General features: G+C 54.1%; 15 protein-coding genes and 2 pseudogenes. 9 read left to right on the top strand and 8 right to left on the bottom strand.

Features of this window, described 5'->3' with window-relative positions; genetic code table 11:
• Window positions 1-128 precede the first annotated feature (128 nt).
• The gene (locus FMA36_RS18960; RefSeq protein WP_006116378.1) at window positions 129-1184 is read left to right on the top strand and encodes a replication initiator protein A; all 1056 of its coding nucleotides are present in this window, start codon (window positions 129-131) and stop codon (window positions 1182-1184) included.
• Window positions 1185-1223: 39 nt separating this feature from the next.
• On the opposite strand, the gene FMA36_RS18955 is transcribed toward FMA36_RS18960, so the two are convergent.
• From FMA36_RS18955 to FMA36_RS18945, 3 genes are all read right to left on the bottom strand, one after another.
• Window positions 1224-1481: a ribbon-helix-helix domain-containing protein gene (locus tag FMA36_RS18955; RefSeq protein ID WP_006116379.1), complete on the bottom strand. Its 258-nt coding sequence runs from the start codon at window positions 1479-1481 to the stop codon at window positions 1224-1226.
• Between the two features lie 27 nt (window positions 1482-1508).
• On the bottom strand, window positions 1509-2168 hold the full coding sequence (parA, locus tag FMA36_RS18950; RefSeq protein WP_039891769.1) for a ParA family partition ATPase: 660 nt from the start codon (window positions 2166-2168) through the stop codon (window positions 1509-1511).
• A gap of 159 nt (window positions 2169-2327) precedes the next feature.
• A complete protein-coding gene (locus tag FMA36_RS18945) occupies window positions 2328-2714 on the bottom strand; it encodes a winged helix-turn-helix transcriptional regulator (RefSeq protein ID WP_206065376.1) in 387 nt (128 codons plus the stop codon).
• A 100-nt stretch (window positions 2715-2814) separates the two neighbouring features.
• On the opposite strand from FMA36_RS18945, the gene FMA36_RS18940 reads away from it, so the two are divergent.
• The 4 genes from FMA36_RS18940 to FMA36_RS18925 are packed head-to-tail and all read left to right on the top strand — an operon-like array spanning window position 2815 to window position 5833.
• On the top strand, window positions 2815-3867 hold the full coding sequence (locus tag FMA36_RS18940) for a zinc-binding alcohol dehydrogenase family protein (protein WP_159264474.1): 1053 nt from the start codon (window positions 2815-2817) through the stop codon (window positions 3865-3867).
• Window positions 3860-4246: a nuclear transport factor 2 family protein gene (locus tag FMA36_RS18935; RefSeq protein WP_159264472.1), complete on the top strand. Its 387-nt coding sequence runs from the start codon at window positions 3860-3862 to the stop codon at window positions 4244-4246. Before FMA36_RS18940 ends, FMA36_RS18935 begins: the two co-directional genes overlap by 8 nt.
• Window positions 4243-4677: a cupin domain-containing protein gene (locus FMA36_RS18930; protein WP_159264470.1), complete on the top strand. Its 435-nt coding sequence runs from the start codon at window positions 4243-4245 to the stop codon at window positions 4675-4677. The genes FMA36_RS18935 and FMA36_RS18930 overlap by 4 nt, the downstream gene beginning before the upstream one ends.
• Before the next feature lie 4 nt (window positions 4678-4681).
• Complete coding sequence (locus FMA36_RS18925) at window positions 4682-5833, top strand: L-dopachrome tautomerase-related protein (RefSeq protein ID WP_159264467.1); 1152 nt, start codon at window positions 4682-4684, stop codon at window positions 5831-5833.
• A gap of 3 nt (window positions 5834-5836) precedes the next feature.
• Here FMA36_RS18925 and FMA36_RS18920 read toward each other — a convergent pair whose 3' ends face one another.
• On the bottom strand, window positions 5837-6478 hold the full coding sequence (locus FMA36_RS18920; protein ID WP_159264466.1) for a recombinase family protein: 642 nt from the start codon (window positions 6476-6478) through the stop codon (window positions 5837-5839).
• A 196-nt stretch (window positions 6479-6674) separates the two neighbouring features.
• On the bottom strand, window positions 6675-7271 hold the full coding sequence (locus tag FMA36_RS18915) for a recombinase family protein (RefSeq protein ID WP_159264464.1): 597 nt from the start codon (window positions 7269-7271) through the stop codon (window positions 6675-6677).
• A gap of 344 nt (window positions 7272-7615) precedes the next feature.
• Between FMA36_RS18915 and FMA36_RS18910 the strand changes: the two are divergent.
• A pseudogene (locus FMA36_RS18910) lies at window positions 7616-8499 on the top strand (IS481 family transposase).
• Between the two features lie 222 nt (window positions 8500-8721).
• Here the strand turns inward: FMA36_RS18910 and FMA36_RS18900 are convergent.
• Entirely contained in the window at window positions 8722-9324 is a 603-nt protein-coding gene (locus FMA36_RS18900; protein ID WP_159264462.1) for a TetR/AcrR family transcriptional regulator, read from the bottom strand.
• A gap of 81 nt (window positions 9325-9405) precedes the next feature.
• Here FMA36_RS18900 and FMA36_RS19830 point away from each other — a divergent pair, with 81 nt between their 5' ends.
• Together FMA36_RS19830 and FMA36_RS18895 are read left to right on the top strand one after the other, a co-directional pair.
• Window positions 9406-9732, top strand: a complete 327-nt coding sequence (locus FMA36_RS19830; RefSeq protein ID WP_276612621.1) for an MFS transporter — start codon at window positions 9406-9408, stop codon at window positions 9730-9732.
• Window positions 9732-10523 (top strand): MFS transporter, encoded by a 792-nt coding sequence (locus tag FMA36_RS18895; protein WP_276612622.1) that lies wholly within the window; start codon window positions 9732-9734, stop codon window positions 10521-10523. The genes FMA36_RS19830 and FMA36_RS18895 overlap by 1 nt, the downstream gene beginning before the upstream one ends.
• A gap of 38 nt (window positions 10524-10561) precedes the next feature.
• Here FMA36_RS18895 and FMA36_RS18890 read toward each other — a convergent pair whose 3' ends face one another.
• Window positions 10562-10855, bottom strand: coding sequence for a nuclear transport factor 2 family protein (locus tag FMA36_RS18890; RefSeq protein WP_475704535.1), 294 nt, complete (start codon window positions 10853-10855; stop codon window positions 10562-10564).
• A gap of 142 nt (window positions 10856-10997) precedes the next feature.
• Between FMA36_RS18890 and FMA36_RS18885 the strand changes: the two genes are divergently transcribed.
• Window positions 10998-12055 (top strand): IS630 family transposase gene (locus FMA36_RS18885; RefSeq protein ID WP_148299137.1). Its coding sequence is split into 2 segments (ribosomal slippage): window positions 10998-11490 and window positions 11490-12055, totalling 1059 coding nucleotides; the frame shifts between segments, so codons are not numbered across the junction.
• On the opposite strand, the pseudogene FMA36_RS18880 reads toward FMA36_RS18885, so the two are convergent.
• A pseudogene (locus tag FMA36_RS18880) lies at window positions 12043-12351 on the bottom strand (integrase core domain-containing protein); the annotation flags it as partial. The gene FMA36_RS18885 and the pseudogene FMA36_RS18880 overlap by 13 nt on opposite strands.
• Window positions 12352-12452: the final 101 nt, after the last annotated feature.

Below are 12452 nucleotides of genomic sequence, written 5' to 3'. Positions count from 1 at the left end.
GTATTTAAAACCCCGAATCTTGGTATTTAAAACCCCGAATCTCGGTATTTAAAACCCCGAATCTCGGTATTCGGTATTTAAAACCCCGAATCACTTGACGCAAGTATGTAAAACCCCGAACTTGAGATATGGTATCTGAAACCCCGAATCTGCCTGTTGTCCATGAGGCCCTCCTGCCGGAGCGTCATCCGCAGCATGACTTATTCATCTGCGACGTGGCAGATGCCGTGCTTAAGGACGTGATGCCGCAAATGGAGCATCCGTTCTATTCCTTATCGAAAAAACCCGAGACTTCCGTTCGTCGCTATGAACATAACGGGCAATGGCTGGAAATCACGCCAAGCGTGAAGGGCCTTGCTACAATCTACGATAAAGATATTCTGATCTACTGTATTTCGCAGATTATGGCGAAACTAAAGGCCGGGGAAAAAGTATCGCAACGGGTACGGATTAGCAGCCGTGACTTACTCATTTTCACCAATCGCGGTACGGCAGGTAAGGACTACAAAGCCCTTATCGAAGCCCTCGACCGCCTTGAAGGCACACGTATCCGCACTAACATTGTCACAGGCGACGAAGAACAGGTAGACGGTTTTGGCCTGATCGACGCTTCATCCATCCGCCGCAAACTTGGCCTCGACGGTCGCCTGTTGCATTGCGAGATCAAGCTGTCGGATTGGGTCTTTAATGCAATTAAGAGTAATGATGTTCTGACACTGCATCGTGATTATTTCCGGCTACGCAAACCGCTGGAACGACGCGTTTACGAACTAGCCCGCAAACATTGCGGTCAACAAGTGGCATGGAAAGCCTCTCTTGAGATCCTACTGAAAAAATCAGGCTCTCAAAGCCCAGAAAAATTGTTCCGACAGATGATAAAAAACCTCGCTGCAAGCGATCATCTACCGGATTACCGTGTCGAATTCGATCCTCAGAAAGACATGGTAACATTCATCAATCGCGGCACAATGAAAGCTGCCGAGCCAGCAACCGAGGCTTGGATGGGTGCGCTTGATCCTGATATTTACGGGGACGCTCGAAACATCGCGCCAGGGTGGGATGTGCATCATCTCGAAAGAGAATGGCGCATGTGGCTGGGTGATAACGAGATCGCTCCGAAGAACCCTGAGCGGCATTTCATCAAATTCTGCGAGACGTGGTTTGCTAAGCGTGGTCAACCCTGATTGTACAAATACGCAGGCATAATCTATCTACATAGATAGTCAGCGCTCTCCAAAAGGATGACGACCGTGCTTACGCATCAAGTCATCAATGGCCTCCCCAATCAAACCCTGAATAGTTGTATCGGTATCAAGCGCAAGTTGGTGTAGCCCCTTGCTAACTGCTGGAGAAAAATACCCCACCACCGCCCGCTTACCTTCTCTCGGATTACGTGGGCGGCCTTTCTCTACCACCGTTTGCGCAGCCGGTTCCACAACCGATGGCGCGACTGTCTTTTTGAGACCAGCAAACCGACTCATGCCGTATATCCTTAACTTAGAAAAGTGCTAACGCGTTTTTGTGTCATCTTGTTTGTGTGATGGCATGTTAACTTGATCACACACCCAATTCCACAACAGTGCTATATCAGCAGCAGCCTTGCTTTCAGGCTCCGTTTCCTGCGCAGTACGACCGGAACCAACGCTATGATGAAAAACTGCACGCTCTGGCAAAACAACAGGAGCAACAGGGATACCAAACTGCGCCACGACCTCAGCCGCCTCCTTATAAACTTGGGGCGCACGAGGAGGGCCCGCAGTAAAGATTACGAAGGCAGGCTTACCACTGGCTCGCACAAGTTCTGCCGTTGTTCTGACAGCGTCCATATCGAAAGCACGTGGTCTGCATGGAATTAACAAGAAATCAGCGACACGACACGCCTCACGCGCCATAATATCGGCATGTGGAGGGGTATCTATTATCGATAGTTCTGCACCCAGTTCGGACGCTTGCTCCAGCTTTTTTGATAACAGGGCATGAGCCGCACAATCCACCACATCAGGCTCGACATCCCCCCGCCACGCTTTCCATGAACTTGCAGTCGCCTGCGGATCGGTATCGAGGATCAGAGAAACGTATCCAGCGGCACTGGCACTAGTAGCCAAGTGTAGGGCAAGCGTCGTCTTCCCAGCGCCTCCCTTCTGACTAATGATCGCGATTGTTTTCATGCCACCATGTTTCCGTGTTAACACATTAACCCATTACCATGTTATTTTGATAACTCAATGTCTTCCTCAAAAAACCGACTATTTAATCGAACCAAACATTTTGTATGCCTCAGACCGGTGCTGATAGGGGAGCGGTGAGAGGTTGTTCGAAAACGTACGCTAAGAGTTTGTTGGAGAACCTTTCATATCTGCGCAGATATCAGGAACATGCCCGAACGTCGTGTGCTCGTCGCCCCAGGCCTTGAGAGCCAGAATGACAGGTTCGAGTGTCAGTCCGCGTGGGGTCAGGCTGTATTCCACCTTTGGCGGGACTTCGGGATAAACCGTCCGTAACACGAACCCGTCACGCTCCAGCTCGCGAAGCTGGGTCGTCAGCATTCTCTGGGTGATGTTGGGCAGACGTTTGCGGATGGCGTTGAAACGTAATGTCCCTTGAAGCAGATGATAGAGGATCACCCCTTTCCATTTCCCGTCGATGAGCTGAAGCGTTGCTTCAACAGCGCAGCCGGGGCTGCAATCAAGGGACTTATGGCGGATGCGGGGCATAACGGTATCATTTCCGATACTATGGGCGTTAAAAGTGCGTTCTTGTCTGAAAGCATCATAGCGCTCACGCTTCTCCTGACTCAACACAGGAGCAGATATCATGCGGGCCATCGGTTATCAGACGCCGCTTCCCATCGAAAATCCGGCCTCTCTTCAGGACATTGATCTTCCAAAACCTGTCCCCACGGGTCGGGATATTCTGGTGGAAATCAGGGCGGTGTCGGTCAATCCGGTTGATACGAAAGTCCGCAGCAGCGCAACACCGGAGGCGGGTCAGTGGCGCGTTCTGGGCTGGGATGCCGCAGGCATTGTTGTTGGAACCGGACCGGACGTGACGGGTTTCTCTGTCGGCGATGAGGTCTTTTATGCGGGCGCGATCAATCGCCCGGGGACCAACGCCGAGTTTCATCTGGTCGATGAACGGATTGTCGGTCACAAACCCCGCTCTCTGAACTGGGCCGAAGCCGCAGCCTTACCACTGACCGCAATCACGGCCTGGGAAATGCTTTTCGATCGCCTGGACATTCGTCGGTCTGTCCCGGGAACGACGCCGTCCATATTGATCATTGGAGGCGCAGGTGGAGTCAGTTCAATAGCAATCCAACTGGCCAAGGTTCTGACTAATATCACGGTCATTGCTACGGCTTCGCGCCCCGAAACGCAGGACTGGGTCACATCTCTCGGGGCAGATTACGTGATCGATCACAGTAAGCCTCTGGCGGAACAGGTTGCTGGCCTTCCTACGGGGGCTCCCGGTTTTGTCTTTTCGACGACGCAGACGGATCGCCACCTGGCAGAGATCGTCGAACTCCTTGCCCCTCAGGGACATTTCGGCCTGATTGATGATCCGGCTGAACTCAATGCTGTACCCCTCAAGCGCAAAAGCCTGTCCCTGCACTGGGAACTGATGTTCACCCGCTCACTGTTCGGAACGGCAGATATCAGCGCACAAGGGAAACTCCTGAACGACGTGTCGCGCCTTATAGACGAAGGTCGTCTCCGTACGACCCTCGGCAAAAATCTTGGCGCGATCACCGCCGCCAATCTGCGAGAGGCTCACGCCCTGATCGAGAGCGGTCAAGCTAAAGGTAAGATCGTGCTTGAAGGTTTTCCTGCCTGCACACTGGGCCTGAACGGAGAAGATCATGACTGAAACAGCTAAAACGCTCGTGGAAACCTGGTACAGGACCGGTGATACGACACTCCTTTCTGCGGGAATTGTCTGGAGTGTTCTTCCGACCTTCCCTGAAGGTGGGCAGTATGTGGGACGAAAAGCTGTGGAAGAGCAGTTTTTCACCAGGATCATGAAACATTTTTCGGATTACGTGACACTTCCACACAGCGTCACCGCCGAAGGAAAGAGTGTCGCGACGACAGGTGTCTACCGCGTGCGAACAACGCGTGGGCAGTCAGGTGATATTGCCTTTGCGCATCTCTGGACCGTGGAAAACGGAGAGATCACGGCACTGCATCAGGTCGCCGATACTGCCGCCATACAGAAACTTCTTGAAAGTGGAGGACAGGTGTTATGAATGACGAAGAACATCTGATGACCCTCAACCAGACGGGTGGACGGTTCAACCTCAATGAAATTGCCGCAGCGTTCCCGGAAACGGCGGACACAATGCTGCTGGACACCTACCTGACCGACAAGCCTGAAGCCAGTATACGGGTCTTCCGGATTTATCGGGATGTGCCGCCGCATTATCATACCCAGTGCGATGAAGTACTCCATGTCCTCTCCGGGACAGGCACATTCTGGATAGATGATCCGGCTGACGAAGCCCCGTTTGCACCCGGCCATCTTCTGGTGTTCCCCCGTCGGGCTGTGCATGCCGTGCCCCGCATTCTGAGCCATCCTGTCGTTTTTCTCGCCATTGATACACCGCGTCGTGCACCGGACGACGTGGTATTCGTCGATCCTGCCGCCGGCACGCCGTCCGGTTTTATTGCGAGAATCTGACATCATGGAGTTCATGAAACAGATACGACGGCAGGATTGTTCAAAGAGAACTCTGCACAAAAGCGCAATCGCCGCTTTCATGGGGCTCGTTGCTGCGTGCGCGCACCTCGAACCTGTGCATGCCCAGACCATCAGGATCGAAGCGACCACTAAGTCAATGGACTGGAACGCCGTGGCGCTTGCTGGTGGTCATGTGTTTGTCGCAGGCCCTCGCTGGACCGGATTTTCCGGGCCTGCCGTGGGTCTTCTGACGAAGAGCAAAGAAATAGAGCCGTTTCCGGACGCTGACTGGAATGGCTGGAAACCCGGGCAGGATGCGACGCATCGGTTTGTCAGCGTCAATGCCCTCCATGTTGCTCCTGATGGAATGCTCTGGGTTGTTGATACTGGAACTCCCTCTTTTGGAGGCAGCCCCGTATCTGCCGGAGCCAAACTGGTCCGCATTGATCCGGCAACAGGTCATGTGCTGCGGATATATCCTCTGGGTCCAGAGATCGCGCAGGCAGGAAGCTATATCGACGATATCCGTTTCAACGGGACGCATGCCTATCTAACGGATGCGGGCAAGGCGGCGCTGATTGTTCTTGATATCAAAACCGGCCAGGCACGCCGCGTCCTGGACAAGGACGCTTCCACACGCGCACGGACAGATCGACCGATTGTCATGGATGGACACGTCGTGGAGAGTCATCCTCATCAGCCGTTACTGGTGAATGTCGATCCGCTGGAAGTCAGTCCAGACGGGAAATGGCTGTATTTCGGGCCGCTTGAAGGGCCGTGGTCCCGCGTCCCGACAGCTTTGCTTGATGATTCTAATGTGTCGTCAACCGATTTGTCTGCTGCTGTTCAGCCTTGGTCTGATTTACCTCCCATCGGGGGCAGCGCCATGGATACCGCAGGAAATCTTTATTTCACCAACCTGAGGGATAATGGCGTTTATCGGAGAGACTTTTCCGGGAAGATCACGAGACTGATCTCGGACCCACGTCTGCATTGGGCGGATGCACCTTGTCTTGCTCCGGACGGTCGTCTCTGGTTGCCTATCGCACAACTGGATCGTCTTCCGCAGTTCCATCAGGGGCAAGCCCGCAGTCACCAACCGTTTCTGCTGGTGTCGATTGATCCTCACGTTACGCAGACCAGAGATAAGCCATAAATCTCAGTTTTGAGAGATTTTTCGTGTTTTCTGCGCCAGAAGTTTTTCCCCATCCGGCCTGATTTTACCCTCGGGAGTGACATGTCGATACAACGTCTGGCGGCTGATCCCCAGTTCAGAACACAGATCTCCAACCTGGGTTTCAGGATCACTCATGGCGGCCTGAGCCAGATGAAGTTTGGCTAAGGTCATCTTGAAGGGACGGCCACCCTGTCGTCCTCGGGCACGTGCAGAAGCCAGACCTGCGCGTTTCCGTTCAACGATCAATTCCCGCTCGAACTCCGCCAGTCCGGCAAAGATTGCGAAGATCAAGCGACCATTTGCTGTGGTGGTATCGATCGAGGCTCCTTCGCCCGCCAGCACCTTCAACCCGACACAGCGTTTGGTCAGGTCCCCGACCAGGTTAACGAGATGACGCAGATCACGTCCGAGGCGGTCCAGCTTCCAAATCACAAGGGTATCGCCAGATCGTAAGGCTTTGAGGCATGCCCTCAGACCAGGGCGATCATCGCGCCGTCCAGATGCGGTATCTTCATAGATATGCTCGGGCCTGACCCCGGCTTTTGCCAGAGCGTCATGTTGCAGATCCAGTACCTGCGACCCGTCGGCCTTCGAGACCCGGGCATATCCAATCATAGTTGTCACTTATACGAGCGTTTATGTGACTGCGTCGAGATGCCCCGAAAATAGCTGAATTTCGGTCACGTAACCCGTATCGAAATCAACGTCTTACATACGGTATCGCTTACCGTACGTTTTCGAACATCCTCTCACCGCTCCCCTGATAGCACCTATAAAATGTCATCATGTTTTTATGTTAACATAAAAACATGATGACACGCTATCTTTCTCTCTGCACAATGGCAGCAACAGTGTTCTTGCTGATCCCCAGATCACGGGCGATCCACCGATAACTCCGCTTTTCCGCCACCAGCGCCAGAACCTTCGGAGCCAGACGGTCAGACTTCGGCCGCTCTCCTTTCTGTCGGCCGAGAACCTTCCCGCGCGCCCTGGCAGCAGCCAGACCAGACTTCACCCGCTCGCTGATCAAATCCCGCTCAAACTCCGCAATCCCGGCCAGAACCGTCGCCAGCATCCGCCCATGTGGCGTCGCCAGGTCGAACATCATCCCCGTCATGGCGATCAGGGAAACACGATAACTCTCCAGTTCCTGAAGCGTGGAGATGAGATCAATGGTCGAGCGCCCCCAGCGGGACAGCTCCGTCACCAGAATGGCGTCAATTTCACGGGCCTGGGCCAGTGCCATGACCTTGCGACGCTCGGCCCGATCCACCCGGATGCCAGAACCTGTCTCCATGAAAATGCCTGACACTTCATAGCCCGCGCGTTCAGCAAACCGCTTCAGCTCGTCCTTCTGCCGCACGCAGGACTGATCGGCCGTGGAAACCCGGCAATAGATGACCGCGCGCTGTCCCATTTGAACCCTCTCGGAAAAACCACCATGCAGCCCTTGATACACCGTGGTTCCGGGTTGTCCCAATATGACTATAGTCTAATTGGGATAAGCGGTTAAAGTATCTGTTGCCGTCATCGAGCGGAATCTTCTGCAGCTTCCGCTCGCATCCATCCTGTTCTGGATGATTATTTAGCAATCCGACCGTCAAGAACAGCGCGATCTTTCCCTTGGCGAACCAAAGCCCGCTCAACTAGGTATTTAGTCCCGTGTTTTGATGGGGTATTATTTTCACGAGAGTGGAAGGAAGCCTTATGGGACAGATACGTCATGGCAGCGCCACGACCACGCACGCCGTATGAGCAGCAATACAGCGATCGCAGGCTTCGCTCGCGGCGTTGAGCAAGGAGTTCGGGATCAACCCGAAAACAGTTGCAAAATGGCGGAAGCGTGAGACTGTCGAAGATCAGAAAACTGGCCCTAAAGAGCCTCGCTCAACGAGCCTGACAGAAACCGAAGAAGCCATGGCAGTCGCTTTTCGCCGGATACGTTGCTGCCGCTGGATGATTGCCTTTATGCCCTGCAGGCCAGCATTCCTCATCTGACACGTTCGGCCCTGCATCGCTGCTTTCAGCGTCACGGGATCTCCCGGCTTCCGGATATCGAGGGAGACAAGCCCAAACGACAGCGTTTCAAACGCACTCCCATCGGCTTTTTTCACATCGATATTGCCGAAGTCCAGACTGCTGAGGGCAAGCTGCACCTCTTCGTTGCTATCGACCTGACAAGCAAATTCGCTGTCACACAACTCGTCGGGAAAGCCGATCGGAAGACAGCCTGGGAATTCCTCGAATATCTCCTGAGCATCATTCCTTATCGGATCCATACCATTCTGACCGATAACGGCATCCAGTTCGCTGATCAGCCCCGTAACCGCAATACGGCCTGGTCGTGTCCCATGCGCTTTGACATGATCTGCGAAGCCCACGGGATTGAACACCGTCTGACAAAACCCAACCATCCCTGGACGAACGGTCAGGTTGAACGGATGAACCGGACGATCAAGGAAGCAACCGTCAAGCGCTTCCATTACGACAGCCACGAGCAGTTAAGGACACACCTCAACGATTTCATGGCAGCCTATAATTTCGGGCGAAGGCTCAAGACCCTGAACGGCCTCACACCTTACGAATACGTCTGCAAAATATGGACTTCAGAGCCAGAAAGATTCATCATCAATCCAACCCATTAAATCCCGGGACTAAACACCTAGAGACTGAATCAGCAAACGGTCTGATCGACTTCCGCAGAACTTCAGCAGATATCCTCGCTCATATTGCAGCCGCTTTGTTCCACGCGCTCATCCGCCGGGATAGAGTCTTCGGCACGATGGCTCCCATTCAGGCGATACGGTCAAACATAGATGAATAAATTCAAATAATTTTATCTGGACGCTGTCCACATGGTGAATGAACTATTTCAATAGTTCCTCTTCACGAGGCTCTTTTGAAATACTTTTCATAATGAGCCTCGTAAGGCGCTGCGCGAATTCAGCATCAAGTTTGCCTCCCAGAAGAAGGTGATACCAAAATGCACCATGAAACGCGGCGACCGCCATTTCCACATCGGCATCTTCCAGGATTTCTCCGTTTGCAATGCCGTCACGAAAAATGGTGGCGACGATTTCCGCTCTTGGCTCAACAAAACCGGCCCGGAAACTCTTTAGAAATTCGGGATCGTCCTGCGCGGACGCAATCAGGTTCCTGATCGCAGGTCCATCCTGCTGCAAGTTCCTGAACACGTTGACCAGAAAATGCAGCAACCGCTTCTCGGCGCGGCCGTCCGATAGAACGTCCGCATCACCAGCGCTTTCCAGGAACGCGGCCAGAACGAGTTCAGCCTTACTCGGCCATCGGCGATAGAGCGTCTGCCTGCCAACACCAGCCTCTGTCGCAATCATCTGGATGCTGACACCGCAATATCCGTGTTGCAGGACGAGCTGCCGGGCTGCCGCCAACAGGCTTGGCCCAACTTTATTATCGCGCGGGCGCCCCGGAGAGCGAGTAGAGGTTGTCATTTTCGTCATTGCGGTACGACGGTCTCGTATATATTATGATACCTTAGTCTCGTATTTAGATTGCCCAAACAGGAAATGTCCATGTTAAAGCGAAGGGGCGTCTTTGCTCTGCTCTGTGTCGCATGTCTGACGATCATGGTCGGCTGCGTTATCGTACCTGGCCTGCCCGGCATCGCGACGGCTCTCGGTCTCTCCCAGGAAGCAAGCTGGCTGGTCACCTTGCCCTCACTCGGCGTAGTGATCTTTGGCCCCTTTGCCGGCCACCTGATTACACGCCTTGGCTCTCGCCAGGCCTTGCGTATTGGCCTCGCTCTGTACGGAGCGCTCGGGCTGGCATGTATATGGCTGAGCAACGCAGTATTGATCTTTTCTGACCGGCTTTTGCTCGGGGAGCAACAGCGATCGTGATGGCTTCGGGCACAGGGCTTTTATCCGATTTTTTTGAGGGACACGCGCGGCTCAAGATGATCGCACTCCAGGGCATGGCCATTGAACTGGGAGGCGTCATCTTCCTGTCTCTGGGAGGACTCCTCGCCAGTATGGGATGGCAATGGCCGTTTTCGCTCTATCTGATGAGTTGGGTCTTTCTCGTCCTCGTCGAACTGTTCGTACCGTATCCGCCAGTCAAACCCGTTGCGTCACCCCAAACAGAAGCAGATCGAGGTTCTGTTCTGGGAAAACTGGCGCGAATATATATAGCCGCTCTCCTCTCCATGACCGTGTTCTTCACAGCGATCATCTCCTTGCCCAGACGGCTGGAAGGCATGCACTTCTCCGAGGCGCAAACAGGGTATTTTCTGTCATTCGTCTCTCTTGTCGCTGTAGGAGCAGCGTGGTTTCTCCCAAAAATCTGTCGGCGTATCGGGGAGCAAAACACTTTGCGGGCGGGCTTTCTGGCCTATGCAGCCGCCCATGCACTTTTTGCTTCCATGATGACGGCAGTCCCGATGATTGGCGCTGCAATCATGCTCGGGACCGGTTTCGGACTGACAGTTCCCCTCGTCAATCACCTGACGATCGAACGCACCCACTCTGTCGAACGCGGCTCAGCACTTGCCTACCTGTCTGTTGCCATTTTTATGGGGCAATTCCTGTCATCGTTTTTGGAATATCTCCCTGGCAATATAAGTTCTGCCTTCATAGCCGCCATTATTCTGGCTTTGGGCGGCGTTGCTGTCTCTGGTCGGCCATCGTTGTAAGAAACTGACCAACCTGCGGCGTTTTGCGACACCATCAACTATCCGTCGATCGGGTCTTCGTTCTCTTCAGATCCCAATGATCTGCGATACACCCCATTCAAACCCCTGCGCAGCAGCTCCTGCTGCTCAGCCGACCCGTCGACGGGCAGAAGGGTGCGCCTGGCAATCATCCAGCGACCTTTGTGCCGTTCAAGCTCCCAACGGTTCACGACCACGCGGTGAATGCGGTATCCCGTCGAGGCCCCATGATTTGGCAGTTCGCGTCGATGACCTTCATGGTCAAGATGAATAATCATGAGGTAGGATGTGACAATCGCGACGTCACCCCGCAGATCGATAAGCGGCAGACCAGTAAAATGGGCAAGGCCGCCTAGGTGTTTATACCAATTTGTTTTGGCTGTGACTCAGGGGGGGGTACACATAGGCGTTGAATTGTGATTCACAGGATACCGTCATTGAAGGAAGGTATCCCTGATGAGCAAGGCGGTCGCACTCCGAGAAGATTATGATGCAGCGAGCATGCGAGGTCTGGCGCGACGAAGCAGACATGCGGCCCAGTCGCGGCGCCTTCTGGCGCTTGCCGCGATTTATGACGGGGCAACGCGTGGCGAGGCGGCCCGTCTTGCGGGAACGGATCGACAGATCGTTCGGGACTGGGTTTTGCGCTTTAACGCGCAAGGGCCTGCGGGGCTGATTGATCGTCATGGTGGGGGTGCTGCCCGCCGCATCACACCTTCCGTCATGGAGGCTCTGGCGCAGCGGATTGAAGACGGTCCCATTCCTTCGGCTCATGGCGTGGTGCGCTGGCGATTGCGTGATCTGTGCGCCTGGCTTCATGAAGAGCACGGGGTCAGCCTGTCTGTTTCCTGGTTGAGCAGGATTGTCCGCAGTGAGAATTTTCGTCTGCTGACGCCACGCCCCCGGCATTATGCCCAGAACCCGGATGCCCAGGACATTTTTAAAAAGATTTTCCTGATGCCCTTGCCGCAATCAGCGCCTGTCACCCCGGAGAAAATATCGAACTGTGGTGGGCGGATGAAGCAAGGATCGGCCAGAAAACGAAGCTGACACGGCGCTGGGCGAAGCGGGGAACCCGCCCCCGGGCGACAGCCGACCTAAGGACCCGATCCGCCTGGATTTTCGGGGCAATCTGCCCCGCTCAGGGAAAAGGGGCTGCTCTTGTTCTCCCCGTGTGCAACATTCATGCGATGAATTTCCATCTCAAGGAAATCGCCCAGGTCGTTGCACCGCAAAGTCACGCCGTCCTCATCCTGGATCAGGCAGCATGGCATACCAGTCTGAAACTGACGGTTCCCCCCAACATCACCATCATGCCGCTCCCGCCACGCTCTCCCGAACTCAATCCTGTGGAAAACGTCTGGCAGTTTATGCGCAATACATGGCTCTCAAACAGAATCTTCAGAACCTATGACGATATCGTCGATATCGCCTGCCATGCGTGGAACCAGCTCACCGAGCAGCCATGGCGCATTATGTCCCTCGGATTGCGCGACTGGGCTCATGGGTCATAGCAAAAACAAATTGGTATTAGTCCCGTGTTTTGATGGATTGGATTGATGATGAATCTTTCTGGCTCTGAAGTCCATATTTTGTAGACATATTCGTAAGGGGTAAGGCCACTGAGGGTCTTGAGCCTTCGCCCGAAATTATAGGCTGTCATGAAGTCGTTGAGGTGTGTCCTCAACTGCTCATGACTGTCGTAATGGAAGCGTTTGACGGTTGCTTCCTTGATTGTCCGGTTCATCCGCTCGACCTGACCGTTCGTCCAGGGATGATTGGGTTTCGTCAGACGATGTTCGATCCCGTGAGCTTCGCAGATCATGTCAAAGCGCATGGGACACGACCAGGCCGTATTGCGGTTACGGGGCTGATCAGCGAACTGGATGCCGTTATCGGTCAGAATGGTAG

The organism is Komagataeibacter xylinus (genome assembly GCF_009834365.1).
Lineage (GTDB): Bacteria > Pseudomonadota > Alphaproteobacteria > Acetobacterales > Acetobacteraceae > Komagataeibacter > Komagataeibacter xylinus_D.
Note: the sequence above shows the minus strand (reverse complement) of the source record. Positions and strands in the feature narration are given on the sequence as shown.

Coding starts and splice junctions, on each gene's coding strand:
- FMA36_RS18935 (WP_159264472.1), top strand. CDS start 3,860: ATGACTGAAACAGCTAAAACGCTCGTGGAAACCTGGTACAGGACCGGT.
- FMA36_RS18945 (WP_206065376.1), bottom strand. CDS start 2,714: ATGCCCCGCATCCGCCATAAGTCCCTTGATTGCAGCCCCGGCTGCGCT.
- parA (WP_039891769.1), bottom strand. CDS start 2,168: ATGAAAACAATCGCGATCATTAGTCAGAAGGGAGGCGCTGGGAAGACG.
- FMA36_RS18960 (WP_006116378.1), top strand. CDS start 129: ATGGTATCTGAAACCCCGAATCTGCCTGTTGTCCATGAGGCCCTCCTG.
- FMA36_RS18915 (WP_159264464.1), bottom strand. CDS start 7,271: ATGGGACAGCGCGCGGTCATCTATTGCCGGGTTTCCACGGCCGATCAG.
- FMA36_RS18955 (WP_006116379.1), bottom strand. CDS start 1,481: ATGAGTCGGTTTGCTGGTCTCAAAAAGACAGTCGCGCCATCGGTTGTG.
- FMA36_RS18900 (WP_159264462.1), bottom strand. CDS start 9,324: ATGACAACCTCTACTCGCTCTCCGGGGCGCCCGCGCGATAATAAAGTT.
- FMA36_RS18930 (WP_159264470.1), top strand. CDS start 4,243: ATGAATGACGAAGAACATCTGATGACCCTCAACCAGACGGGTGGACGG.
- FMA36_RS19830 (WP_276612621.1), top strand. CDS start 9,406: ATGTTAAAGCGAAGGGGCGTCTTTGCTCTGCTCTGTGTCGCATGTCTG.
- FMA36_RS18940 (WP_159264474.1), top strand. CDS start 2,815: ATGCGGGCCATCGGTTATCAGACGCCGCTTCCCATCGAAAATCCGGCC.
- FMA36_RS18925 (WP_159264467.1), top strand. CDS start 4,682: ATGGAGTTCATGAAACAGATACGACGGCAGGATTGTTCAAAGAGAACT.
- FMA36_RS18895 (WP_276612622.1), top strand. CDS start 9,732: ATGGCTTCGGGCACAGGGCTTTTATCCGATTTTTTTGAGGGACACGCG.